At 47.2% G+C, this 24,604-nt stretch carries 23 protein-coding genes; 2 read left to right on the top strand and 21 right to left on the bottom strand.

Going from position 1 to position 24,604, the window contains the following annotated elements:
* Nucleotide 1: 1 nt before the first annotated feature.
* From B2337_RS04920 to B2337_RS04975, 12 genes are all read right to left on the bottom strand, one after another.
* Entirely contained in the window at nucleotides 2-436 is a 435-nt protein-coding gene (locus tag B2337_RS04920) for a DUF1841 family protein (RefSeq protein ID WP_292362549.1), read from the bottom strand.
* Entirely contained in the window at nucleotides 436-1,089 is a 654-nt protein-coding gene (gene nth, locus B2337_RS04925) for an endonuclease III (protein ID WP_292414283.1), read from the bottom strand. Before nth ends, B2337_RS04920 begins: the two co-directional genes overlap by 1 nt.
* 2 nt (nucleotides 1,090-1,091) lie before the next feature.
* A complete protein-coding gene (locus B2337_RS04930) occupies nucleotides 1,092-1,781 on the bottom strand; it encodes an electron transport complex subunit E (protein WP_292362551.1) in 690 nt (229 codons plus the stop codon).
* Complete coding sequence (gene rsxG, locus B2337_RS04935; protein WP_292414282.1) at nucleotides 1,778-2,416, bottom strand: electron transport complex subunit RsxG; 639 nt, start codon at nucleotides 2,414-2,416, stop codon at nucleotides 1,778-1,780. The genes B2337_RS04930 and rsxG overlap by 4 nt, the downstream gene beginning before the upstream one ends.
* A complete protein-coding gene (gene rsxD, locus B2337_RS04940; RefSeq protein ID WP_292414281.1) occupies nucleotides 2,413-3,444 on the bottom strand; it encodes an electron transport complex subunit RsxD in 1,032 nt (343 codons plus the stop codon). Before rsxD ends, rsxG begins: the two co-directional genes overlap by 4 nt.
* Nucleotides 3,444-4,973 (bottom strand): electron transport complex subunit RsxC, encoded by a 1,530-nt coding sequence (gene rsxC / locus B2337_RS04945; protein ID WP_292414279.1) that lies wholly within the window; start codon nucleotides 4,971-4,973, stop codon nucleotides 3,444-3,446. The genes rsxD and rsxC overlap by 1 nt, the downstream gene beginning before the upstream one ends.
* Nucleotides 4,970-5,530 (bottom strand): electron transport complex subunit RsxB, encoded by a 561-nt coding sequence (gene rsxB / locus B2337_RS04950; RefSeq protein WP_292362555.1) that lies wholly within the window; start codon nucleotides 5,528-5,530, stop codon nucleotides 4,970-4,972. Before rsxB ends, rsxC begins: the two co-directional genes overlap by 4 nt.
* Before the next feature lie 3 nt (nucleotides 5,531-5,533).
* On the bottom strand, nucleotides 5,534-6,115 hold the full coding sequence (gene rsxA, locus B2337_RS04955; RefSeq protein WP_292362556.1) for an electron transport complex subunit RsxA: 582 nt from the start codon (nucleotides 6,113-6,115) through the stop codon (nucleotides 5,534-5,536).
* A gap of 269 nt (nucleotides 6,116-6,384) precedes the next feature.
* Nucleotides 6,385-7,452 carry a 3-deoxy-7-phosphoheptulonate synthase gene (locus tag B2337_RS04960; protein ID WP_292362557.1) on the bottom strand — a complete coding sequence of 356 codons (1,068 nt, stop codon included), beginning with the start codon at nucleotides 7,450-7,452 and terminating at the stop codon, nucleotides 6,385-6,387.
* Nucleotides 7,453-7,589: 137 nt separating this feature from the next.
* Complete coding sequence (gene nhaD / locus B2337_RS04965) at nucleotides 7,590-9,062, bottom strand: sodium:proton antiporter NhaD (protein WP_292362558.1); 1,473 nt, start codon at nucleotides 9,060-9,062, stop codon at nucleotides 7,590-7,592.
* Nucleotides 9,063-9,186: 124 nt separating this feature from the next.
* On the bottom strand, nucleotides 9,187-9,663 hold the full coding sequence (locus tag B2337_RS04970; protein WP_292362559.1) for a low molecular weight protein-tyrosine-phosphatase: 477 nt from the start codon (nucleotides 9,661-9,663) through the stop codon (nucleotides 9,187-9,189).
* Nucleotides 9,664-9,669: 6 nt separating this feature from the next.
* A complete protein-coding gene (locus B2337_RS04975; RefSeq protein ID WP_292414278.1) occupies nucleotides 9,670-10,557 on the bottom strand; it encodes a fructosamine kinase family protein in 888 nt (295 codons plus the stop codon).
* Between the two features lie 85 nt (nucleotides 10,558-10,642).
* On the opposite strand from B2337_RS04975, the gene rpiA reads away from it, so the two are divergent.
* Nucleotides 10,643-11,344, top strand: coding sequence for a ribose-5-phosphate isomerase RpiA (rpiA, locus tag B2337_RS04980; protein ID WP_292414277.1), 702 nt, complete (start codon nucleotides 10,643-10,645; stop codon nucleotides 11,342-11,344).
* Nucleotides 11,345-11,401: 57 nt separating this feature from the next.
* Here rpiA and B2337_RS04985 read toward each other — a convergent pair whose 3' ends face one another.
* Nucleotides 11,402-11,914 (bottom strand): peroxiredoxin, encoded by a 513-nt coding sequence (locus B2337_RS04985; RefSeq protein ID WP_292362562.1) that lies wholly within the window; start codon nucleotides 11,912-11,914, stop codon nucleotides 11,402-11,404.
* A gap of 157 nt (nucleotides 11,915-12,071) precedes the next feature.
* Here B2337_RS04985 and B2337_RS04990 point away from each other — a divergent pair, with 157 nt between their 5' ends.
* A complete protein-coding gene (locus B2337_RS04990) occupies nucleotides 12,072-13,088 on the top strand; it encodes a Gfo/Idh/MocA family protein (protein ID WP_292362563.1) in 1,017 nt (338 codons plus the stop codon).
* Between the two features lie 48 nt (nucleotides 13,089-13,136).
* Here the strand turns inward: B2337_RS04990 and B2337_RS04995 are convergent, their stop codons facing one another.
* The 8 genes from B2337_RS04995 to mfd form a co-directional block, all read right to left on the bottom strand.
* Nucleotides 13,137-14,771 carry a methyl-accepting chemotaxis protein gene (locus B2337_RS04995; protein WP_292362564.1) on the bottom strand — a complete coding sequence of 545 codons (1,635 nt, stop codon included), beginning with the start codon at nucleotides 14,769-14,771 and terminating at the stop codon, nucleotides 13,137-13,139.
* A gap of 178 nt (nucleotides 14,772-14,949) precedes the next feature.
* Entirely contained in the window at nucleotides 14,950-16,005 is a 1,056-nt protein-coding gene (locus B2337_RS05000) for a PA0069 family radical SAM protein (protein WP_292362565.1), read from the bottom strand.
* A gap of 2 nt (nucleotides 16,006-16,007) precedes the next feature.
* Nucleotides 16,008-16,727, bottom strand: a complete 720-nt coding sequence (locus tag B2337_RS05005) for an SIMPL domain-containing protein (RefSeq protein WP_292362566.1) — start codon at nucleotides 16,725-16,727, stop codon at nucleotides 16,008-16,010.
* A 20-nt stretch (nucleotides 16,728-16,747) separates the two neighbouring features.
* Entirely contained in the window at nucleotides 16,748-17,752 is a 1,005-nt protein-coding gene (locus B2337_RS05010) for an alpha-L-glutamate ligase-like protein (protein WP_292362567.1), read from the bottom strand.
* Nucleotides 17,749-19,260 (bottom strand): inactive transglutaminase family protein, encoded by a 1,512-nt coding sequence (locus B2337_RS05015; RefSeq protein WP_292414276.1) that lies wholly within the window; start codon nucleotides 19,258-19,260, stop codon nucleotides 17,749-17,751. The genes B2337_RS05010 and B2337_RS05015 overlap by 4 nt, the downstream gene beginning before the upstream one ends.
* 9 nt (nucleotides 19,261-19,269) lie before the next feature.
* Complete coding sequence (locus B2337_RS05020) at nucleotides 19,270-20,139, bottom strand: ATP-dependent zinc protease (protein WP_292362569.1); 870 nt, start codon at nucleotides 20,137-20,139, stop codon at nucleotides 19,270-19,272.
* A gap of 90 nt (nucleotides 20,140-20,229) precedes the next feature.
* Nucleotides 20,230-20,997, bottom strand: a complete 768-nt coding sequence (locus B2337_RS05025; RefSeq protein ID WP_292362570.1) for a methyltransferase domain-containing protein — start codon at nucleotides 20,995-20,997, stop codon at nucleotides 20,230-20,232.
* A complete protein-coding gene (gene mfd / locus B2337_RS05030; protein ID WP_292414339.1) occupies nucleotides 20,997-24,527 on the bottom strand; it encodes a transcription-repair coupling factor in 3,531 nt (1,176 codons plus the stop codon). The genes B2337_RS05025 and mfd overlap by 1 nt, the downstream gene beginning before the upstream one ends.
* Between the last annotated feature and the right edge of the window lie 77 nt (nucleotides 24,528-24,604).

Below are 24,604 nucleotides of genomic sequence, written 5' to 3' on the forward strand. Positions count from 1 at the left end.
TTTACTTCTCCGCTAAATGTTTAAGGGCTCTGAGATAGGCGGTTTCTGAGGGTGGTTGCTGTTGCTGCTGAGCCAGCCAAAGTTGCTCAGCCAGACAATCAATCATTAAATGCTCTGCAGCGTGTGGGTCAGCCGTTTTAGCCATTAATTTTTGATGAGCGATCACAATACCAGCCGGGCGATCGGTGGAAATCTGTTCATGCACCGCGATATGCAGGCCCATATGCAGATAGGGATTGGTCTCACCGTTTTCCACAAAATACTCCTGGCCTGATTGAATCGGGGAGGAGAGTAACTGGTGGTATTCAGGATGCAAAACAATGACATCTGCAATCATTTGTTCCAAAGCACTGAGTATTTGACCGGATTGCATTTTTTGCCAGACATCATGATATTGCTGGCGCAGTGCATCACGATCCTGACTGAAAACTGCCATCAGGCGGTTTTCCTGGAGGTGGTTTGCATGCGACGAAATTCATCGCACAGGTCGGTCACAATACATTGATCGCAATGCGGTTTTCTGGCGGTACAAACGTAACGGCCATGCAGGATCAGCCAGTGATGTGCATCCAGTTTGAATTCGTTGGGGATCACTTTCATCAAGCGATCTTCGACTTCACGGACATTTTTACCTTTAGCCAGACCGGTGCGATTCGCCAGGCGGAAAATATGCGTATCCACCGCCATAACGGGGTGCTTGAAAACGGTATTGAGAATAACATTGGCGGTTTTACGACCGACACCAGGCAGGGCTTCCAGCGCTTCCCGATTATCTGGAACTTGACCATTATGTTTGTCGATTAGCTGCTGGCAGGTTTTGATAACGTTTTCGGCTTTGCTGTTAAACAGGCCGATGGTTTTGATATAGCTTTTCAGTCCAGCAATACCTAAATCGAGAATCGTCTGTGGTGTATTCGCCACCGGATACAGCTTGTCGGTGGCTTTGTTAACACCGACATCAGTTGCCTGAGCGGAGAGAATCACGGCGATCAGCAATTCAAACGGTGAGTTGTAATTCAACTCGGTTGTTGGCGCCGGATTGTGAGCGCGCAGTCTGCTGAAAAACTGTTGCCGCTGCGTTTGATTCATCGTTAACCTGTCGTGGTTTGCGGTGTCAGCGCTTCAACTTCCACTTTCACTGCACGATTGGCAACACGGGCATCGATGACATTTTTCAGTGCCACGATGAGTCCCAGACCGATAAAGGCACCCGGTGGCAAAATGGCGATAAGAAAGCCACGGTAATCATCAATTACAGTGATTTCCAGACCACGCGCAGCTTCACCAAACATCAGATGTGCCTGGCTCAGCAAGGTGCCCTGACCAATTAATTCACGCATTCCGCCCAGCAGGACCAGCACGGCGGTAAAACCAATACCCATCATCAGACCATCCAATAACGAAGGGGTGACCGGATTTCGCGCTGCAAAGGCTTCAGCACGGGCAATGATTGAACAGTTGGTGACGATTAACGGAATGAAGATGCCAAGGATCAGATACAGTTCATGAAACCAGGCATTCATTGATAATTCGATAGCGGTCACAATCGAAGCAATGATCAATACAAATACCGGTAACCGCGCTTCATCAGGAATCTGATGGCGCAACATGGAAATAATGCCGTTAGACGCAACCAGGGTCAGAATAGTCGCCAGCCCAAGCCCAAGCCCATTAATCAGGGTATTAGTGACCGCCAGTAAAGGACACAAACCTAACAATTGCACTAACGCGGGATTATTTTTCCACAGACCTTCTTTAATAATCTGATTGTAGATTGTCATGTGTTTTCCTCTGCAGGGATAAACAGCTTATCCTGATTGGCTTCAAAAAATTCCAATGTTCGTTTGATGGCATTGACCACTGCTCGTGCAGTAATCGTTGCCCCGGTAAATTGATCAAAATCACCGCCATCTTTTTTAACTTTCCAGCGTGATTTGTCCGGTGAAGATAGCGACAGACCAGCAAATTGCAGGATCCAGTCATCGCGCTGAGCATCAATCTTATCACCAAGCCCCGGTGTTTCTTTATGGCTGATAACCCGCACACCTGACAGATTGCCATCGGCATAAACAGCTATCAGAATTTTGATACTGCCACTGTAACCATCTGGTGCCACACTGGTTAATACGGCCGCCACCGGTTCATTATTTTTTCTTGCACGGAACACCGTTGTGGGTTCTTCAGTCCCTAATTGCGGGGTAGGTGGCAGTACAATTGTGTCATTCAGAATAGCATTGTCATAAGCCTGTTTGGGCACCAGAGTATTTATGGCTTCCAGTAACGCCAGACGTTCATTTTCTTTAATCTGAGTGCGAGTACTTTCTTCAGTAAAGGCCACCAAAGTGGTCGCTACAATCGCAAACAGAGCCAGCATCAGGCCAACCCGAAAAGCTGGTTGATTCCATAATGCTTTCATCGTGCTGCACCACCATAGATCCGTGGCTGCGTGTAATAATCAATCAATGGCACCAACATATTCATCAGAATAACGGCAAATGCCACGCCATCCGGATAGCCACCCCAGATACGAATCACATAGGTCAGAATTCCGACTCCGGCACCAAACACGATACGGCCTTTTAATGTAGTGGAACCTGAGACCGGATCAGTGGCAATGAAGAATGCCCCCAGCATGGTGCCGCCACTTAACAAATGAAACAGTGGTGAACCGGAAACAGTCGGATCAATCAGGGTGGTGATACTGCTGATTATCAGCAACGCCAGAAGCATCGCGACCGGCACATGCCAGCTGATAATTTTACGATAAATCAGCCAGATACCACCCAGGGCAAACCAGATATTGATCCATTCCCATCCCAGGCCACCGGCCATACCGAACAGTGGCTGGCTACTGATAAACTCTGGATGTTGTTGCAGTACAATTTGCGTTTTCATGGCATCAAGCGGAGTTGCACCGGAATAGGCATCAATACCCAGACCATTAAACTGACCGGTGAAAATCAATTGCAGTGCGCTCATCCAACCCATCGGCTGCTCCGCCATTGATTGCACAGGCAACCAGGTCGTCATTTCCAGAGGAAAAGAAATCAATAGCAAAACATAACCGACCATGGCGGGATTGAACGGGTTATAGCCCAGACCACCATACAAATGCTTGGCAAACACGATGGCAAAGGTCACCCCGATAACGGTCATCCACCAGGGTGAGAGAGGGGGGATTGCTAAAGCCAGCAATACGGCTGTAACGGCAGCACTGCCATCACTCAGAAAAGGCTTTAATGGACGGTCACGCAGTTTCAGCATCACTGCTTCAGTGATTAATGCCACTAACACGGCCAGCGCTACATTAATCAAAACTCCCGGACCAAAAAAGTAAGTCATGGCGATGACTGCCGGGATTAATGCAATAATCACTTGCAGCATTTGCAATGTGACGCGGTTTGCGCCAGCAAGAAACGGTGGGCTCAGCCGAAAAATAGGCATCAGGCTTTTTCCTCAGTGACCGAATCTGCAGATTCTGATGTTTTGGTCGATTCTTCTTCCTTGGCTTTTGCCGCTTTGGAGGCTGCCAATGCTGCCTTACGCTGGCGCTGACGTTCTTCTTTTTCCTGCTGCTCACGCTCGAGACGCGCCAGACGGCTTTCATGGCGTTCACGCGCAAGATCGGATTTATGCCGCTCACGTTCCTGATTCATGATTTCTGTTTTGGCAAAACGAAAATAGGAAACCAGCGGAATTTTGCTGGGGCAAACATAATCGCAGCAACCACATTCGATACAATCAAATAAGTTGTAATCACGGGTTTGGTCAAAATCCTTGGCACGTGAATACCAGTAAAGCTGTTGAGGCAATAAACTGGCAGGACAGACATCGGCACAATCACCACAACGAATACACGGTAATGGCTGTGCCGGTGGCGCGACATCGTCTACTCCTACCAGAATACAGTTGGCGGTTTTGGTGATTGGTAAATCGTCACCGGCCAGGCTGTACCCCATCATCGGACCACCCTGAATAAAGGGTTCATCAGGTTGACGCCTTGTCTCACAAAACTCCAGTAAGTCTTTGATCGGCGTGCCAAACAAGGTTTCAAAGTTACCGGCATGCGTCACATCGGTACCCGTAACCGTGACCACCCTTGATATTAATGGCTCACCATGCAAAATGGCCCGGCCCACGGCATAGGCGGTGCCCGGGTTGTGACAGACAATGCCGATATCAATCGGTAATTTATTAGTGGGTACCTGTTTGCCGGTGACAACCTGGATTAACTGTTTTTCACCACCGGTTGGATAACGTGTCGGTACCACGACAATCTCGGTCTGTGTCAGATGAGTTCTGGCAGAGAGCGCGAAGCGCATCGCCGCAATGGCTTCAGGTTTGTTATCTTCAATTGCCAGAATGCAACGCGCGGCCCGCAAAGCAAATAACATGATCTCAACACCATCAAGAATGCCTTCTGCGCGTTCGCGCATCAGCATGTCATCACAGGTGATATAGGGTTCGCACTCAGCACCGTTAATTAACAGGGTTTCAACAGTGTGATGAACACCCGGATTGAGTTTGATAAAGCTGGGAAAACCTGCGCCACCTAAACCGACAATGCCGGCGTCACGAATGATTTGGCGTAATTCATGGGCTGAATGCTGACGGAAATCCGCTATCTGCTGGCGCTCAACCCATTGATCTTCACCATCGGTTTCGATGGTAATGCAGGGGGCTGAAAGACCGGATGGATGAGGTATTGCATGATCACCGATAGCGGTTATCACTCCGGAACTTGGGGCGTGCAGGCATACCGATACATGACCTTCAGCACGTGCAATACGTTGTCCCTTAAGTACTTTTTCACCAACATCAACAATCGGTACTGCTGCAGCACCGATATGTTGCTGTAAAGGCAACACCAATTGTTTGCTGAGCGGTGTTTTTCGAATCGGTCCCTGAGTGGAACGTTTTTTATGCCCTGGCAGTTTGAGGCCGCCGGGGAAATCACTTAACGGCGCACTCATGATCCGGTTCTCCGTTGCAAATCAACATGTGACGGATCCGGCCAGCGCCACGTATGCGGATTCGGCTGTGTTTCGACCATATCAATACAATCTACCGGACAAGGTTCAACGCATAATTCACAGCCAGTACATTCATCAGCAATGACGGTATGCATATGTTTGGCGGCGCCGAGAATGGCATCTACCGGACAGGCTTGAATACACAACGTGCAACCAATGCAACGGTCTTCATCAATGACGGCCAGCATTTTAGGTTTTTCAACGCCGCATTCTTCATCCAGCGGTTTGGGTTCTACATCAAGTAAATCGGCCAAAGCCTGAATAGTGGTTTCGCCGCCGGGGGGGCAACGGTTAATATCGACTTCTCCGGCCGCAATGGCTTCTGCATAAGGTCGGCAACCGGCAAAACTGCATTGGCCGCATTGTGTTTGCGGCAGTATTTTATCGATTTGATCGACAATCGGATCACCCTCGACTTTGAAACGGATGGAAGCAAATCCGAGCACAAGTCCGAGAATCAACGCGAGCAGCGTGATGGCGATAATGGCTGTTAACATAACTTAGACCTTAACCAACCCGGCAAAGCCCATAAAGGCCATCGACATCAGTCCGGCAGTTATCAAGCCAATCGCAGCGCCCTGAAAGGGAACTGGCACATCAGCCGCCGCCAGGCGCTCACGCATTCCGGCAAAAATGATTAACACCATCGAGAAGCCAACAGCAGCACCAAAACCGTATAAAGCTGATTCAAGAAAGCCGTGTTTTTCCTGCACGTTCAATAAGGCAACACCCAGTACAGCACAGTTGGTGGTGATTAATGGCAGAAAAATGCCAAGCACCTGATAAAGCAAAGGACTGGTTTTATGCACCACCATTTCGGTGAATTGTACGACCACGGCAATGACAAAAATAAAGCTGATGGTGCGCAGGAATTCCAGGCCCAGTGGAGACAGCAGGTATTCGTTGATCAGATAGCTGCTGATAGAAGATAAGGTCAATACAAAGGTAGTTGCCAGCGCCATGCCCATGGCCGTTTCCAGCTTGCGAGAAACACCCATGAACGGACACAGGCCGAGGAATTTCACCAGCACAATGTTGTTCACCAGAATGGTGCTTATCAAAATTAGGGCATAGTCAGCCATGTAATAACCTACTGATTTTCTCAGGAATTCAGTTAAATTAGCGCTTAAAACTGATCCAAATACAAATTATGAACCGAATATTATAGCTTAATAACGCTTTTTATGTAGCGTTGCGATAGAGGTTAAGGCTTGGTGGTGAAGGTCTTAGGGCCTGTTGAGTTTATATCACCACCGCTACTGGATGTTCATTTCGTTTAACTGGGTCTCGTATCATTGCAACGAGTTGGCAATCTGACTATGGGAATGGTCGGAAATTCCATAACGCTTTATCAGACGGTGGACGAAGTCTCGCGGCGCTGTCTGACGGCTGCAGCCAAGTCACGTAATAACGGTTCGCTGTTTTCCCAGGCCATGCATGCGTCAGTGATACTTTGACCGTAAACCAGTTCTTTATCGGCTTCGACATTCTGTCTGCCAGCAACCAGATTACTTTCCAGCATCAAACCGATAATGCGTTTGTCACCTGCAGCAATTTGCTCAGCCAACAGACGGCCAACCACTTCCTGTTGCAAGTGATCCTTGCCACTGTTGGCATGACTGCAATCCACCATAATACGAACGGATTGGCCGCTACGACCAATGACTTCAGCCGCTTCATCAATACTGGTTTTATCGTAATTAGGCTTTTTGCCTCCACGCAGAATCACATGACAATCCGGATTACCGGTGGTGGAAAAAATTGCAGAATGCCCATTTTTGGTCAGTGACATGAAATGATGCGGTTTAGAAGCAGACAGGCAGGCATCGACGGCAATCTGCAAACCACCATCAGTTGCGTTTTTGAAACCGACCGGGCAGGACAAACCGGACGCCAGTTCACGATGCGCCTGACTTTCTGTGGTGCGTGCACCGATTGCGCCCCAGGAGATTAAATCGGCGATGTATTGCGGACTGATCAGGTCCAGATATTCAGTTGCTGCCGGAACCCCCATTTCAGCCAGATCCAGCAACAATTTTCTGGCAATATGCAGCCCGTCATTGATTTTGAAACTACCGTCCAGGTAGGGGTCATTAATCAAACCCTTCCAGCCGACGACCGAACGCGGTTTTTCAAAATAGACGCGCATAATGATATGCAGATCATCAGCCAGCTCTCTGATTAACGGTTGTAAACGACTGGCATAGTCACGTGCTGCATTTGGGTCATGGATGGAGCAGGGTCCGATAATGACTATCAGCCGATCATCACGCTGATGCAAGATGTCCTGACAGGCTGTACGTGCATTAAACACAGTTTCAGATGCCGCATCCGAGATGGGTAATTGTTCATGCAATTGCGCTGGAGGCAAAACTTCCTGAATACCAACGATGCGTAAATCATCTGTGTTGTAACGCATTATCACCCTGATTTGTGTTCAAAAAAATAATCGGCAATTGTAATACTTCGGGGCCGTTTTCGCTATTTCAAGTTGTTTGGGCCTGTTGATCTGTCATCTTCTGTGGTAATGATGACCCTTAAAAAAATAAACAGACCCTACGGCAATGCAATGGAAAATAAATCAGCATTCAGCCAGAGATGTACCCAGATACTGGCGATGTAGCCAAGTGCAATGGCCCAAATCCATTTCAAATGAGCAACAAAGGTATAAATACCACGGGCTTGCCCCATTACAGCGACACCGGCAGCTGAGCCGATAGAGAGTAATGAACCACCCACGCCTGCCGTTAAGGTCGCCAGTAGCCATTGTCCATGACTCATGTCAGGCATCATTGATAACACAGCAAACATGACAGGAATGTTATCGATAACTGCGGAAATCAGGCCAACCAGGATATTGGCAGTGGTCGCGCCTAACTGACCGTATAAAAACTCAGATCCCACGCTCAAATAACCAATGGTGCCTAATCCCCCCACACACAAAATAATGCCGTAGAAAAACATTAGGGTGTCCCATTCCGCGCGTTGCAATTGGTCGAAAATGTTGAACGGCACTTTCTGCTGGGTTTCATCCTGGATATTAAATGCAGTCTGTCCATCATTCTCGCGTTTATCGAGCAGGCGTTTGTCACGCATTTTCAAAACATATCCGTGAAGTTTAAGTAAACCAAGGCCCGTCATCATGCCTAACACAGGTGGTAAGTGCAGAAAGTGATGACTGCTGGCGGCCATCGCAATTGTCAGAATAAATAAACCGACGACAACCCGAGCTCCGGATTTAAGCGGGGCATATTCGTGCATCGGAATTGAAGCGACATTTTTGATTGCCAGTGATAATAAAACGGCCGGTATTAACCAGTTGACCAGTGAAGGAACAAACAACGCGAAAAACTCATGAAATGCCAGTACACCTTTCTGCCAGACCATCAAAGTTGTGATATCACCAAACGGACTGAAAGCCCCACCAGCATTGGCTGCGACAACAATATTGATACAGGCGACAGCAATAAATTTATGATTATTACCGGCGACAGCCATTACCACAGTGGCCATCAATAACGCTGTAGTGAGGTTGTCTGCGACTGGCGAGATGAAAAACGCCATTAAACCGGTCAGCCAGAAAATGGTTCTTAACGTAAAGCCTTTATTGACCAACCAGGCCCGAATGGCATCAAAGATGCCACGTTCGCCCATGGTGTTAATGTAGGTCATTGCAGCCAGCAGGAATAAAAATAACTCAGCATATTCCAGCAGGTTGTGACGAATCATAATGCCGGCAGTTTCGTGAAATACCGGATCAGTTTGCTGGGCGTACATAAACGCAATGAGGCCCCAAATCAGACCGGCTGCCACAATGACCGGCTTGGACTTGCGCATGTGTATTTGCTCTTCGGCAATGACTAATGCATAAGCAAGGAAGAATATGGCTAAAGCTGCAAAACCTACCCAGTGGCGAGTGAGATCAAGTAATGCCACATTCTCTGCTGCCCAGATTTCCGGAGAGAAAAATGCGATCAAGACAAATAGTGACCAGCCAGAAAAAGACTTGGATAGGCCTGATATGGGCATAGTTGCTTCCTGAGATGGGGATCAAAAAAGCCTAGATGATACCCCTCATCTCAGGAATGACAACCGTTATTTTAGGTGCCTGTCGATATTACCTGCCTGCTTCCGTTGTGACAGAAAAATAGACCTATTTAGGTCCCAGAACAGTTTTATAGAAACCTTCAGCAGCATCAGTGACTAAATCAAATACATGATTAAAGCCATTTTCCCCACCGTAGTAGGGATCCGGTACATCCGTTTCGTCACGGCCATCGGCATAATCAAGAAACAACTTAACTTTGTGTTGATATTCGACAGGGCAGGCTTGCTGCAGAATATCCAGATTGTCCTGATCCATTGCCAGAATATGATCAAAATGCCCAAAGTCTTCATGGCGAAACTTACGGGCTCTGATAAAGGATAAATCGATACCACGCTGTTTCGCGGTATGCTGAGCACGTGCATCAGGCGGTTCACCGACATGGTAGGCATGCGTTCCGGCCGAGTCCACCAGAAACTTTTCACTGGTGCCTCTTTCTTTTAATAGACTGATAAAAACACCCTCAGCGGTAGGGGAACGACATATATTGCCCATGCAGACAAATAACACTTTGATTTGACTCATTCTTAGCTAGCTCCGTAGCTCGGCCAATAGTTGTGAAATCATGGCATCGGCCTGACCGAGATAGCCGCCGCCAAACAGATTAAGATGATTGATAATATGATATAGGTTGTAAAGAGTTTTGCGTGTACTGTAGCCCGGATCGACCGGACGAACATGACGGTAGGCTGCATGGAAATCACCGCCAAAGCCGCCGAACAGTTCTGTCATCGCCAAATCGGTTTCGGCATCGCCGTAATAACAGGCGGGATCAAATATCACCGGATTACCCTGCTCATCCCCGGCAGCATTGCCTCCCCACAGGTCACCATGTAATAACGAGGCTTGGGGCTGATAATCGGTAAAGAAGGCCGGTAATTCGTCAATGAGCCGTTCGCCGTTTTTTTGCAGACTGCCTCTAAAACCATTGCGAGCAGCAAATTCCAGTTGTTTACCTAACCGTTGCTGCTGCCAGAATTCTACCCAATTGTCAGAACGATCATTCAACTGTGGTGTACTGCCAATGGTGTTATCCATATGCCAGCCAAAATACGGTTGTGGGTGCTGGTGTAACATTGCCAGTTGCTCACCGAGTCTGCCATTGGCTCCACCGCGCATACTGCCTAATGTTATATATTCCAATACCAGATAACTGTGGCCATCTGCTGTGCCAAAACAGATTACCTCCGGTACGCGCACGGCATTAAGAGCCGCCATTTCCTGCAATCCCTGGGCCTCTGCCTCAAACATCTCCAGTAGATCTGGACGATTAACCTTGATAAAAAATTGTTTGTTCGGCGTTTTCAGTTGATAGGCAGTATTGATGCAGCCACCACCGACCGTGGAGAGTTGATTTGGTTGGCAGCTGAGTCCGGTGACACTTTCAATTTGCTGGATGATTTCATTGAGTTGGGCCATGTTTTTCTCCATGAAAGGTGAGCAGACAGTTTAACCATGCTAAGCTGAAACGACTATTTTGCCAAAACATTCAAGGAGTTTGTCAATGACCAATACTACTGAGGCAAATCCGCCGAATCCCAAGCAACAGGTGGCGATTAAAGCTGCTGAAATTGTCGATAACGGCATGATTGTGGGGTTAGGTACAGGGTCAACCGCGAACCTTTTTATTGATGAACTGGCTCTTCGGCAACAAGAGCAGCAACTGGATATCCAGGTGGTTGCCAGTTCGGTTATCAGCCGGGTTAAAGCACAACAAGCTGGTCTGAACGTGTTATCTATTGAGCATTTAACCCATCTGGATATGTATGTGGATGGGGCGGATGAAGTGACTATAGACATGGTTTTATTAAAGGGACGTGGTCAGGATCTGGTTTGTGAAAAGCTATTAGCCAGTCATGCCACCGCTTTTTATGTCCTGGTAGATGACAGCAAGATGGTCAAGCAGATTGGCGATAAAAATCCTATTCCGATTGAAGTGATGCCCAATGCCGCCTCGCTGGTGCTGAATCGCCTGGCGAAATTGCAGGCGAAAGGCAGTTTAAGACTGAACGCAGCAGGTGATAACGTGGCTTACAGTGCGGCGGGAAATCTGATTCTGGATATGCAGTTTTCCGGATTGGAAACGGCGCAGATAAATGCCTTATTAACGGTTATGCCCGGTGTAGTTGAGCATGGTATTTTTGCTGATATTGCCAAAGCAGTACTGGTCGGGTCAGCTGACGGGGTCAAGCTATTGCAGGCCTGAATAAATGGGGCAGTGAGAAACCTGCCCCTTCCATAAAGATAATAAACTCGCGTACGATTATTTTTTTAATTCTTCGAGAATGGTTTCGGCTTTGGATTTACCAAACTCACCGGAACCCTCAACACCAATATATTTCACTTCGCCGTCGGTAATGATCATCGCAGCCCGGAATGCACGAACCCCCATTCCACCACCGGTTAAATCACGATCCAGACCTAATGCCTTGGTGTATTCAGCACTGCCATCTGCCATCATGCGTACTTTACCATTGGCTTTTTGTTCACGCCCCCATGCCGCCATAACAAATGCATCATTGACTGCCAAACACCAGATCTCATCTGCGCCGGCGGCTTTCAGTGCATCAGCATGTTCGACAAAACCAGGTAAATGTTGAGAAGAACAGAGCGGAGTAAATGCACCCGGTACAGTAAACAGTACAATGGTTTTGCCTTTCGCCATTTCACGCACATCCATCGGTGAAGGATTCATCGGGCAGCCATTCTGAGGATCAAACTCCACACATTCGGTGAGTTTGCCGTCTGGTATCTGTTGTCCAACTTCAATCGTCATAACACGGTCCTCTTAGATGAATTTAACAAACTGACTGATAAGCATAAGCTATCTGTCAGCAGATAAAAACACTGATTAATGCAGGGACTTTCAAGTTTGGTGCTGTTCACTTTAATCGTTATGATGAGCAACACATTGAGATTTAGTGGAGAAAAAAATGGCAGCAGAAAAAACGATTCTTAACTGGGGTATCCTCGGCGCAGCACGAGTCACCGAAAAATTAATTCCCGCCATTATTGAAGCCAATAACGCGCAGTTAATTGCTGTTGCCAGTCGTCGTACAGGTGCTGCGGCAGAGGTTTTGGCAAAACTGGCACCACAGAATAGTGCTATTCAGGCGCTGGATGATCCAGAAAGCTTATTAACCCATCCCGATATTGATGTTATCCATTTGCCAATGGCCAATGAAGAACATGCTGAATGGGCCTTAAAAGCGATAGCCAATGGTAAACATCTATTAATTGAAAAACCGATGGCGTTAACGGTTGAAGATATTGATGCCATCACGCAAGCGGCAAAAGAGAAGGGCGTTAAAGTCATGGAAGGCTTTATGTATCGCTTTCATCCACAGCATGATGCAGTTCGGGAAATCATTGAGTCCGGTGTGATCGGCGAAGTCAGAACTGTCAGTACCCGTTTTGCGTTTCCAATGAAACCGGCACGTTTATATCGGGTAAACCGGCCGATTGAAAACGGTGGTGGGGCGATGTGGGATATCGGCCCCTATGCTGTTCATACCGCCAGATTATGGTTTGAAGATGAACCCAAAGCAGTTACCGCGGTGGCTAAACTGAATGAACATGGCGCGGACCTTAGTTTAACCGGCATTTTTGATTATGGTGATGGTCGCTTTGCCCAGTTTGAAATGAGTTTTGAACACGCCCGTCGCAGTGTTTATGAAATCATTGGCACACTTGGCGGCGTCACCTGTCATACCACCTGGCAATCGGCAGATGAAAAAGCCGTTATTTCCTGGTGGACCGAAGCCGGGCAACATGAAACGGTAGAAGTGCCGGCATCTGACCAGTTTGTGAATGAAATCGAGCACTTTTCCAATTGTGTACTGAACAACACCGATCCGTTACTCAGCCTGAAGGATGCACGGGCAAACTGCCAAGCCATAGTAGCGGCTTTGCAGTCGGTAAAAGAGGGTAAGACCATACAATTGCGGTAAAACCAGCGAAAAAGCCGCTCAACTTGAGCGGCTTTGGTATGGTCAGAGCTAACTGGCCGTTTTAAATTTACTGATGGATTGTTGCAGCATTTCTGCCAATTGATTCAGTTCAGTACTGAGTGATGAGATCGACTGTGAACCGGCTTCGGCTTTGTCAGAAACATCGGTAATCCTGCGGAAGTTATTGTTAATTTCTTCAGCCACCGCCGATTGTTGCTCGGCCACACTGGCAATCTGGGCATTCATATCATTGATGGCCGTGACTGAACGACTGATAACGGCTAATGATTCCCCGGCATGCTCTGCTTGCGTCACACATTGATGCGCTTTGTTTCGGCCTTCTTCCATAACTTTTACGGCAATTAAAGTACGGCTTTGGGTTTTTTCGATTAAGTCTTTAATATTTAATGTTGACTCTTTAGTTCGACTGGCTAAGCCACGCACTTCGTCGGCAACGACGGCAAAGCCCCGGCCATGCTCACCGGCACGGGCGGCTTCAATCGCCGCATTTAATGCCAGTAGATTGGTTTGTTCGGTAATGTCAGCAATGACCTGGACTACGGTACCAATCTTTTTGCTGTCCTCAGACAATTCATCAATGACACGGGCGGCTTCCTCCACTTTGGTGGCCAGCTCTGCGATGCTGGCAAGTGTTTTCGACACTTCCTGATTACCATTAATGGTTTCTTTATCAGCCGTTTGTGCCTGCATCGCGGCCTCACTGGTCAGACGCGCAATTTCCTGTACAGAAGTCGAAATTTCACTGATGGCATTGGCACCATCCAACGTTTGTTGTTTTTGATCGATAACTAAACTTTGATTCTCTGCTGAGGTGGTATTCATCACCTTGGCCGCATCCGATACCTGGCCTGCCGAAGAACTGATGGCTTTCATAATCTGCGATAGTTCGCTGGACATGGTGCTCAATGCGCCGACAATACTTCTGGGAAAACGTGTTTGAGCCTGTTGAGTCAGGTCACCTGAGGCAAATACTCTGATTAACTGAGCTGCCGAATCTGGCTCACCACCTATGGTTGAATAGAGACGACCAATCAGGCGATAGCTGACAAAAATGGCAATGATGATGGCAATCAAAGTGACGGTAATCATCAACGCCATAAAACCACCCGTTTGCTGCCGAATATAGTCAACCTGATCGCTGATGGTTACTTCCTGATAATCGATAAACTGATTTACGGCAGCTAACCACTGAGTGTAAGCCGGAGAAGTGTTTTGCAGCAGATAATCTCGGGCATCAGCATTTCTGCCCTGATTAATCAGTCTGATGGTCTCAGCGGTGTGGGTCAGCGTTTGTTGTTCAATAGTTTTTATATTGTCTAACAGCGTTTTTTCCTGGGTGGTAAATTGCTGTGGATTACTGGTCATGGCTTCAAGGTTGATGGCTGACTCTGCATAAAATTGTTCCAGACGTTCAATATCTTGCAAATGCTGCTGTCGCTCAACGCTGTTTTCACTGAGTACCACATCCCGTATGGAAATCGCACGATCATGTACGCTGCCACGAAAGTTAATCGCTGCGCGTTGTTTGACACTATCGACTTCATTGATTTTACTCATGGTCCGATCAATTTTGCTGACCTCATTTACACCAATAATGGCAATCAACACCATTAATCCCAAGACGATGCCAAAACCGAGTTGAAGCCTGTTTTTGATAGTCACTGAATATTCCTGAATAATTTGAAAACATGCGCATCATCCAGCATGGCACGTGATTTTTATGTCAAAGCCGCATTATGAATACTCGTTTGACTTATAGAATCAGGAATTTTCTGTAATTGATTAGGAAAAGCGGACCTCAGGTGATAAACCCAGATTTCTTGTACACAGAATTTTAGTATTAAAACAAACGCATTTGGCTGCCTGGAGCCTGAAACAAATCACATCGTAATGGCGTTATGGAGCATTCAAGTTGCGTTCTTTTGTGAATATTTCGAAACCGTTGTTCTAATAGATCAGCAAAAATACCTTCACCACGAAGCCGATGACTAAAACGGGGATCATTATTTTTACCACCGCGTAAATCATGAATGCGGTTAAGAATATGTTGAGCCTGATTAGGGCGGTAAGTCTGCAGCCATTTTTCAAATAGCGGGCTGACTTCCAGTGGTAATCTAAGCAGAATGTAATTGACATCCAATGCGCCCGCCCGCGTGACGGCTTTGACAATATCCTCCAGTTCGGCATCCGTTAATACCGGAATCACTGGCGCAATCAATACGGTGACTGGAATGCCTGCTGCACGCAAGGTTTGAATAGTTTGCAAGCGACGTTTAGGTGCACTGGCTCTGGGTTCCATCACCCGCGATAAGGCCGGATCCAATGTGGTAATGGAAAGATGGACCCGTACTAAATCCTGTGATGCCATTTGTTGCAGAATATCGATATCACGTTCCACCATGGCCGACTTGGTCACGATATGACAGGGATGCCGGGTTTCATTAAGAACCTGCAGAATTTGTCGGGTGATTTGATAGTCACGCTCTATCGGTTGGTAGGGATCGGTATTCGCGCCCAGTGATATTGGCGAACATTGATAATTTTTCGCGGCTAACTCTTTTTTTAATAATTTTGCAGCATCGGGTTTTGCCGTCAGTCTGGTTTCAAAGTCCAGACCCGGGGAGAGTCCTAAATAGGCGTGGGAGGGACGGGCATAACAATAGATACAGCCATGTTCACAGCCACGATAGGGGTTAATGGATTGGCTAAATGGCAGATCGGGGGATTGATTGCGGGTAATGATGGTTTTCGGTGTTTCAATTTGCACCGTGGTTTTAGGGGGATTATCAGGTTCCTGAAACCAGCCATCCTCGACATTTTCACGTTGAAAAGTGTTATAACGTCCATCTATTTGAGTCGCGGTTCCTCGCCCTTTAATTGGAGATTCGCCAGCCACGCTTAATCTGACAAGTAGTATTCCACAGTAGAAACCACCCGAACTTTCTTTATATGTGGATTGTTTTTGTCACGGGCGGTGATACTGAACTGTCCTTGAGAAGCCCTGCGGATCTTGCCCAAATCACTGTCCGAATCCTGTGCGAATTTCTCGGCGACTTCGCGGGCATTTTCAGTGGCTTCTTCAATCATTTCCGGCTTGATTTCATTAAGCCGGGTAAACAGATATTCAGTCTGTGCCATATAGTTATCACCAGCCAGTACCAGACCTTGTTTGCCCAGATCGGCCAAGGCTGTCATTGCCTGACGAACGGCTTCAATATTTTCTGAATAAACCGTTATGGTTTGGTTTGCCGTATAGCGAAACTCTGCCCGCGGACCGCCACCATATTGTTGAGCTGATTTATCGATAATACTGGGTGAGTTAAAAGTGATTTCAGCTTCATTGATGCCACGCTGACGCAGAAACTCGCGTACTTTATTGCTGTTATCTTCTACCACTTTGTACAATTCGGGCAGATCATTGTTGGCTTCGATGAACTGGATCGGCCAAATCACCACATCGGCAGGATAGTCACGTTCAGATAACCCTTTAACGGTGACACTGCGTTCCAGCTGTTTAAAATCAATCAATGCTTTACCGAGTTGGAAGCCCAGCAAGGTTAACCCCAGAAATAATGCCCCACCCAGAATCAGTGCAGTTGATTTAGTTTGATTAGCCATCTTTTCGGACTCCTGTTAAATCAGTGACGATCAGTAAAGTGTTCCCTTGCATAAGCGACGCGATCAGCAACGCTCATTCTTTTCTTGTGACTGAGACTCTCTATTTGTCGAAGGCGTGGCAATAAGCCTTTGCCATTGGCAATCTGGATGGTAAGACCCGGACGGGCATTTAATTCCAGTAACATAGGGCCTTTAAAACGGTCCAGTACAATGTCAGTACCCAGATATCCCAGTCCCGACATTTCATAACACGATACGGCAAGATTTAACACTTCTTCCCAATGCGGTACTTTCAGCGTCATCATATTCAAACCGGTATCCGGATGTAACAGAATCGGTTTATCGAACTGTACCGCACGCAACGCATGTCCATCACCAATATCAAGACCTACGCCAACAGCACCCTGATGTAAATTGGCTTTGCCGTTTGAGTCAGCGGTTGATAGCCGCATCATTGCCATTACTGGGAAACCGCGAAAGACAATTACCCGCGTATCAGGCACGCCCTCATAGCTGAAACCACTAAAGCAATCATCAAAGTGGATCAAATCTTCAATAATCGCGACGTCGGCCCGGCCGCCCAGAGAAAACAAACCTGCCAGAATATTACTAACATGCCGTTCCAGATCGCTAATGGTGGCAAACTGGCCGTTGGATTTACGGTAACCTTCTTCGCTCTGACGAGTGATAACCATTATGCCTTTTCCACCGGAACCATGAGCCGGTTTAATACAAAAGCCACTTTCGCAGTTTTGCAGAATCTGGCTTAAATCTTTTACAGCGTGTTGCTCACTGATAACACCAATTAAATCAGGGACTTTCACACCAGCTTCTAATGCCAGTTCTTTGGTTTGCAATTTGTCATCAACCAGCGGGAACAGATGCCGTGGATTGTAGCGACTGATATAGGAAACGTTACGGCGATTCATCCCCAATACCCCGATTTTGCTGAGCGCACTGGGATGGGCATAGCGTTCTCGCAGGGTTTCAAACCAACCCATTTTTTTTTCAGCTGGTGCGTTCATTGGTTATTCAGCTTGGTCAGGGGCTTAAAGCGTTTTAATTCCAGTAATCGATAGCCAGTATAGCTGCCCGCAACTAACGTCAGTGCCATCAGAATTAACTGAATGCCCATAAAGTTAAACGTTAAATGGCGTACCCAATCGAGGTTCATGGCAAGGTAAGCGAGGATGGCGACCAGTAATGAGCCACCGCCTTGAATCATAACTTCCTTGGCGCCTTCTTCTTCCCACAGGATCGACATACGTTCGATGGTCCACGCGAGGATAATCATCGGGAAGAAAGTGATCTTCATGCCTTCGGTTAAACCAAATTTATAAGCGATGATTGAGAAGATGGCGATCATACCAATAACCATAATAATGACCGCGGATATTCGGGCGACCAGTAACAAGTTGAGATAGGACAAGTAGGATCGGATCATCAAACCCACACCGACAATCAGTAAAAAGCCGATCAAGCCGGTCAGTAAACTGGTTTGGATAAACGCCATGGCAATCAATACCGGCATGAAGGTGCCTGAAGTTTTAATACCCACCAGAATACGCATCAACACAACAATCAATACACCTACCGGGATCAACAAAATGCCTTTAAAAATGGCTTGTTCCTCAAGAGGCAAGGTATAGAGTGAAAAATTCAGCCATTCGTTATCAGCAAACTTTTGATTCAGGGCTATATTGAATGGTTGTTCCTGCGAAATCATCGAAAAAGTGACTTGAGCATTGGTGGCGCCAACCACTTCCAGTACCGGACCGGAATGGTATTGCCAGAGCAGCATATTTTCTGCCTGACCCTGTACCCCGGTTTCCGGGTTAAAAATCTCGTAATCATTGCCGTCAAATACCTGAATATATTCAATCAACGACTGCCGGCGGCGGCCATCTTCAAGTTCTAACGCATGAATACGTCTGGCTGGAACACCGGCTTCCTGAAGCAATTGTGCAATCCAGACGGTTTTGGGTTTGATCTGCGCAAGCAGTTCAGCGGTTTGTTGCTGGTTATTAAATTCATGAATCAGTTCGCGGGCTAATGTGTAGTTTGAAGAAGAACGTTCAGTGGCACGCTCCAGAATCATCTGCGCTGCCGTCGCATAAGGCTCTTTTTCGACATTAGGTTGTACATTGGTAACCGGTTCCTGGTCCGGTGGAATAGCAAACGGATCGACCAGCATATCGACTTTGTAATAAAGCGATTGATTGCCATTGGCTTCTCTTTTCGACCATTCTGCATAGGTTCCACCAGTGCGATCAACAAAAGACAATCCAAAGCCAGGGCTGGCTGTCTGTTGATTGAGCTGGGTAAAGCCCGGCTGGGTATTAGGAATGGCTAATCGTGCTGTCACCGGATCGCCGCTGGCTTCAAAATCTACTTTAGCTTCAATCGACCAGGTTTGACGCTGCTCTCCCGGGAACCATGGGATATCAAATGCAATATGCCGGTGTAAGGTTAGCGCTGTGCCAGCAAGAAACAGCAGACTGACCAGAATATAAAAAGGCGTACGTGATGCCATGATGGATCCTTACTCTTCGTCTGTTGCTTTTGGGTTGGCCTGTTTGGCTTTTTTGGGTATGGCTGATGCGCGATCTTTCAGTAACTCAGGTTTAGGCTGAACATTTTTCTTCGCAACATCCACTACAGCGATATCTTTTAAAAATTCACGACCCAGCAGAATCGGATAGCTCATATGCGATCGGTCGGTCAAGGTGAATTCTGCCGTATCAGTCATATTTCCAATACGAATGGTCAGTCTGACGACGGGACGTTTATCAATTTCGTTTGTGGACGATTGGCGGATATTGGCCGTTCTGGCTATTGGCGCTTCCACTTCATAGCTGTTATCACTGCCTTCCTCCGGAACGATGGTAAAGCGAGCCCATTTCTGACCATCCCGTTCCAGGGTTACGATATCCTGTGCAGTTAATGATGACGTAGTGGCTCCGGTATCTACACGCGCGGGGAATACACGATTCACGGCTTCAATCCATAGCCATTCGGTTTGCCCCAACACTAATTTATCGTTGAGAGTCATTGGTGCCGGGGGAGGACAGCTCTGGGAATCAATAGGCTGAACAGTTTGTGCTGCTTGAACTACTGCGCGTTGGGCGAGTTTTTCATTAAGCTGAACGACCTGTTCATTAATCTCATCTAACTGTTTACGGGTAATTTGCTGCTCTTTGGAAAACGATTGCAGTCCAGCCTGGTGCTTGTTCTGGTTATCAATGATTTTCTGGCATTGTTGACGGAACTGCGTTTCTAATCTGGATTCACTGTCGCTTAAAGCTGATTTTAACTGTTCGTTAGAAACACTGGGACGAGTCTCGTTTTGAATACAAGCTGTGGTGAACAGGCTTGATACTAATATGATGAGTGGTAGTTTATGTTTGAACATGTTTTTCCTAAATCTTTAAACGGACTATAACGTCAAAACGCTTTTATCATGGTAAAATTGATAGAACTGCATATTATGAAGTAATCCTTACTAATCCGGAGATTTTTTCTCAATCAGTAAATGTACGTAACGTCCCATGTCACGGTAGGTTGGCATACGGCAATATTGGTGCTCTAATGCCAGTAATTCCTGTTCATTTGTCTGGTTTCGGCTCTCAGAGTTCAAATAATCGCTGAACACACGAATTCCACTGTGCTGAATAATTTCAAAACCATTATTTTGTAAAAACTGAATTATTTCATTTGGATATTGTGGAAAGGGCGGACTGAGCTTATTTCCGATACCAATATAGCGATCATTGAGGATTGGTTCCAGTCTCCAGCCACCGCGAATGACATTTTTGTAGACCATGGCGTTGCGGTTGTAAAACATCAGTGACAGATAACCACCTGTTTTAACGCGATCCATTACCTGTTTCAGGGTCTCCAGGGGACTTGCCAGCCATTCCACTACCGCATGGCAAATCACCAAATCGAAGTTGTTTAACTGCGGGGATAACATTTGAATGGAGGTGTGATGAAAACGGGCCTGCAACTTGGCTTCAGCAAAATGTTGTTGTGCCTGCGCCAACAGTTTTCCAGAAATATCACATAAGGTCATTTGATGACCAAAGCCAGCCAGCCACAAACTGATTTGTCCGGCGCCACAACCGGCATCCCAAACGTTTAGGGATGTTGTCTGGGTAAACTGATGCAGATCCTGTTTGAGAATATCCAGCCGCAACTGACCTTTGAGGGTGTCATAAATACGCGCATTAAAACGCTCAGCCAAATCGTCAAAATTACGATCCTGTTGCATCAGGCGGCCGGCTTGAGCAGATTATCCAGCAGTGAATCAATCGCCAGAATGCGGCTTTCGGCATCCGGCATGTTATCGGTAAAACGTAATTTATCCTGACCATCCAGTTTGAAACGGGAAGGTTGTTTTTGAATCAGCTGGATGATGGTCATCGGTTCCACCTGAGGTTCTTTATCAAACAATAAGCGACCACCTTGGTCATAAACATCAATCTTACGAATGCCGATGGTTTTAGCTTTAAGACGTAACTCATGGACGGCAAACAGGGTTTGCACCGGTTCAGGTAACAAACCAAAGCGATCAATCATTTCCACCTGCAGTTCACGCAAGGCTTCCTTGTCTGCGGCGGCAGCAATGCGTTTATATAACACCAGACGGGTATGCACATCGGGCAGATAATCTGACGGAATCAATGCCGGGACATGCAGATCGATTTCCACTGTATGGCGAGCCATATTATCCAGATCCGGCGTTTTGCCGGATTTCAACGCATTGACCGCGCGTTCCAGCAGTTCGTTATATAAGGTAAAGCCGATTTCCTGCATCTGGCCGCTTTGTTCATCACCCAGTAACTCACCGGCACCCCGAATTTCCATATCGTGCGTCGCCAGGGTAAAGCCCGCACCTAAATCTTCAATCGACTCAATCGCTTCAAGACGTTTAATCGCATCGGCTGTCATGGCCTGTTGCGGTGGTGTGATCAGATAAGCATAGGCACGGTGATGCGAACGGCCCACACGACCGCGGATTTGATAAAGCTGGGCCAGACCTAATTTATCGGCTCTATCAATAAAGATGGTGTTGGCGGTCGGCACATCGATACCGGTTTCAATAATGGTGGTGCAGACCAGCACATTAAAACGCTGATGGTAAAAGTCGAGCATGACCTGTTCCAGCTCTCGTTCTCGCATTTGCCCGTGCGCCACGGCAATACGCGCTTCCGGCATTAAGGTTTCGAGTTCGCGTGCTACCCGATCAATGTCTTCCACTTTGTTATGCAGGAAATACACCTGACCGCCACGTTTGATTTCACGCAGCATACCTTCACGGATTTTGTCGGCATTCCATTGCAATACAAAGGTTTTAATGGCTAAACGGCGTGCCGGGGCAGTGGCAATAATCGATAAATCACGAATGCCGGAAATCGACATATTCAGGGTGCGGGGAATCGGCGTGGCGGTAAGCGTTAATACATCGATCTGGGCACGGTATTTTTTCAGTTGTTCTTTCTGGGTGACGCCAAAACGGTGTTCTTCATCGAGCACAAACAAACCCAGCCGCTTTGGATCGATATCCTGCTGCAATAGTTTATGTGTACCAATCACGATATCAGCCGTCCCTTCAGTGATCGCCGATTTGACATCATCCAATTGTTTCTTGCTACGGAAGCGTGACAAAACTTCAACCCGGATCGGCCAATCAGCAAAGCGATCTTTGAAGTTTTCATAATGTTGCTGAGCAAGCAGGGTAGTCGGCACCAACACCAATACCTGTTTGCCAGATTGAACAGCCAGGAATGCCGCACGCATGGCGACTTCAGTTTTACCGAAACCAACGTCACCACACACCAAACGATCCATAGGCGTTTCCGATTGCATATCGGCAATCACGGCATCAATCGCATCCTGTTGATCCGGCGTGGTTTCAAACGGGAAGGCGGCCGAGAAAGCTTCATATTGTTCATCTGGCGACTGCATCGGCGGTTTTTTATTAGCCGCGCGTTTGGCATAGATATCCAGTAATTCTGCCGCCACATCACGTACTTTTTCGGCAGCACGACGGCGGGCTTTTTCCCATTGGGTGGTGCCAAGTTGGTGTAATGGAGCCAGTTCCGGGGCAGAGCCGGAGTAACGGCTGATTAAATCCAGCGAAGCCACCGGCACATACAATTTGTCACCTTTGGCATATTCGAGTGTTACGTATTCGGTCGCTACATCGCCGACATCAAGTGTCTGCAACCCCAGATATCTGCCTACACCATGATCTTCATGGACTACCGCATCACCAATCGTGAGTTCGGCAAGGTTACGAATAATGGCATCGGAATCCCGCTTTTTACGGCTGCGACGACGGCGTTGCATAACCTGTTGGCCAAACAGCTGGGTTTCAGCAACAACCGCAATATTTTCAATCTGTAGCAGCAAGCCCTGTTCGAGCGGTGCCACGGTAATACACAGCGGCGCGATATCATTAATAAATGCATCCCAGTTGTCGACAACTTTCGGCTGCAGCTGGTTTTTACGCAGCAGATCCAGCAGCGTTTCACGGCGGCCAGCGGATTCGGCGGCGATTAAAATTCGCCCAGCGAATTTATCAATAAATTGATGCAGCGCTTCGCAAGGACGATCTTGTTTGGAGTTGAGCGGTAAAGATGGCGGTATTACCGTGGCATAGTTGCTATTACCGGCTGAGCCATCTAATTCAAAATTCTGACATTGCAGCCGTTGCCATTGCTTGAACTGACTGAATAACTCTTCAACAGGCACAAACACATTGATCGGCGGTAATAAGGGTCTTTCCGGATCAACACTATGCTGGCGGTAACGGATTTGGATTTCCTGCCAGAACTGTTCTGCGGCATGGAAGGTATCATTGAGCTGCACTAACAGTGTGTTATCGGGCAGGTAATCGGTGAGTCGGGCGGTTTGCTCGAAAAACAACGGCAAATAAAACTCGATACCGCCCGGCATATTACCGGCACTGACTTCGCGATAAATCAGACTGCGTTGCGGGTCGCCATCAAAAAACTGCCGGAACTGTTTACGGAATAAAGCAATGCTGTCGTCATTCACCGGAAATTCGCGTGCCGGTAATAACTGGATCTGATCAATATTATCGATAGATCGCTGGGTTTCCGGATCAAAAGTACGCAGGGTGTCGATCTCGTCATCAAACAAATCAATACGATAAGGCTGACGACTACCCATTGGAAATAAATCTATAATCGCACCGCGAACCGCAAACTCACCGTGTTCGATAACCTGCGCCACATTACGATACCCGGATTTTTCCAGTTTGAGGCGCCATTGTTCGATATCAAACTGATCGCCGATTTTCAGCTCAAGATGATTGCCATCGAGAAACGATCGGGGCGCAATGCGTTGCATCAGGGTAGCAATCGGGACCAGTAAAATGCCATGATTAAAATCGGGTAAATGATGCAATGTCTGCAGTCGTTCGGAAACAATATCCTGATGTGGCGAAAAACTGTCATAAGGCAGCGTTTCCCAATCCGGAAAATGCAATATTGGTAATTCGGCATTACCCAGATAAAAGCGGATTTCCAATTCCAGGCGATGAGCACTCGCCACATCATCAGTCACCACCAATAATGGGCCGTCATGTTGCTGAGCTGCTTTTGCTAACAATAATCCCTGTGCACTACCGTATAATTGTCCGGCACGAAGTTGATCTTTGGCTGATACAGGCAAGACAGGCTGAAGCAGGTTGGCTGGCAAAAGTGATACCTTGATAGTTAAATGAGAAAGCGCATTATTTTCCCATACTTGACCAAGTACAGCATCCAGCATTTTCAAACAAGATAATGTCCTTACAAACAATAAGTGTTAATGCTATAGTCAAAATTTTGCAACGAAGCGGAGATGGA

Origin of the sequence: Methylophaga sp. UBA3192 (genome assembly GCA_002363955.1) — a bacterium.
GTDB lineage: Bacteria > Pseudomonadota > Gammaproteobacteria > Nitrosococcales > Methylophagaceae > Methylophaga.

Excerpts from the sequence above, each read along its gene's own strand:
- B2337_RS04920 (WP_292362549.1), bottom strand. The coding sequence starts at position 436 with ATGGCAGTTTTCAGTCAGGATCGTGATGCACTGCGCCAGCAATATCAT.
- nth (WP_292414283.1), bottom strand. The coding sequence starts at position 1,089 with ATGAATCAAACGCAGCGGCAACAGTTTTTCAGCAGACTGCGCGCTCAC.
- B2337_RS04930 (WP_292362551.1), bottom strand. The coding sequence starts at position 1,781 with ATGACAATCTACAATCAGATTATTAAAGAAGGTCTGTGGAAAAATAAT.
- rsxG (WP_292414282.1), bottom strand. The coding sequence starts at position 2,416 with ATGAAAGCATTATGGAATCAACCAGCTTTTCGGGTTGGCCTGATGCTG.
- rsxD (WP_292414281.1), bottom strand. The coding sequence starts at position 3,444 with ATGCCTATTTTTCGGCTGAGCCCACCGTTTCTTGCTGGCGCAAACCGC.
- rsxC (WP_292414279.1), bottom strand. The coding sequence starts at position 4,973 with ATGAGTGCGCCGTTAAGTGATTTCCCCGGCGGCCTCAAACTGCCAGGG.
- rsxB (WP_292362555.1), bottom strand. The coding sequence starts at position 5,530 with ATGTTAACAGCCATTATCGCCATCACGCTGCTCGCGTTGATTCTCGGA.
- rsxA (WP_292362556.1), bottom strand. The coding sequence starts at position 6,115 with ATGGCTGACTATGCCCTAATTTTGATAAGCACCATTCTGGTGAACAAC.
- B2337_RS04960 (WP_292362557.1), bottom strand. The coding sequence starts at position 7,452 with ATGCGTTACAACACAGATGATTTACGCATCGTTGGTATTCAGGAAGTT.
- nhaD (WP_292362558.1), bottom strand. The coding sequence starts at position 9,062 with ATGCCCATATCAGGCCTATCCAAGTCTTTTTCTGGCTGGTCACTATTT.
- B2337_RS04970 (WP_292362559.1), bottom strand. The coding sequence starts at position 9,663 with ATGAGTCAAATCAAAGTGTTATTTGTCTGCATGGGCAATATATGTCGT.
- B2337_RS04975 (WP_292414278.1), bottom strand. The coding sequence starts at position 10,557 with ATGGCCCAACTCAATGAAATCATCCAGCAAATTGAAAGTGTCACCGGA.
- rpiA (WP_292414277.1), top strand. The coding sequence starts at position 10,643 with ATGACCAATACTACTGAGGCAAATCCGCCGAATCCCAAGCAACAGGTG.
- B2337_RS04985 (WP_292362562.1), bottom strand. The coding sequence starts at position 11,914 with ATGACGATTGAAGTTGGACAACAGATACCAGACGGCAAACTCACCGAA.
- B2337_RS04990 (WP_292362563.1), top strand. The coding sequence starts at position 12,072 with ATGGCAGCAGAAAAAACGATTCTTAACTGGGGTATCCTCGGCGCAGCA.
- B2337_RS05005 (WP_292362566.1), bottom strand. The coding sequence starts at position 16,727 with ATGGCTAATCAAACTAAATCAACTGCACTGATTCTGGGTGGGGCATTA.
- B2337_RS05010 (WP_292362567.1), bottom strand. The coding sequence starts at position 17,752 with ATGAACGCACCAGCTGAAAAAAAAATGGGTTGGTTTGAAACCCTGCGA.
- B2337_RS05015 (WP_292414276.1), bottom strand. The coding sequence starts at position 19,260 with ATGGCATCACGTACGCCTTTTTATATTCTGGTCAGTCTGCTGTTTCTT.
- B2337_RS05020 (WP_292362569.1), bottom strand. The coding sequence starts at position 20,139 with ATGTTCAAACATAAACTACCACTCATCATATTAGTATCAAGCCTGTTC.
- B2337_RS05025 (WP_292362570.1), bottom strand. The coding sequence starts at position 20,997 with ATGCAACAGGATCGTAATTTTGACGATTTGGCTGAGCGTTTTAATGCG.
- mfd (WP_292414339.1), bottom strand. The coding sequence starts at position 24,527 with ATGCTGGATGCTGTACTTGGTCAAGTATGGGAAAATAATGCGCTTTCT.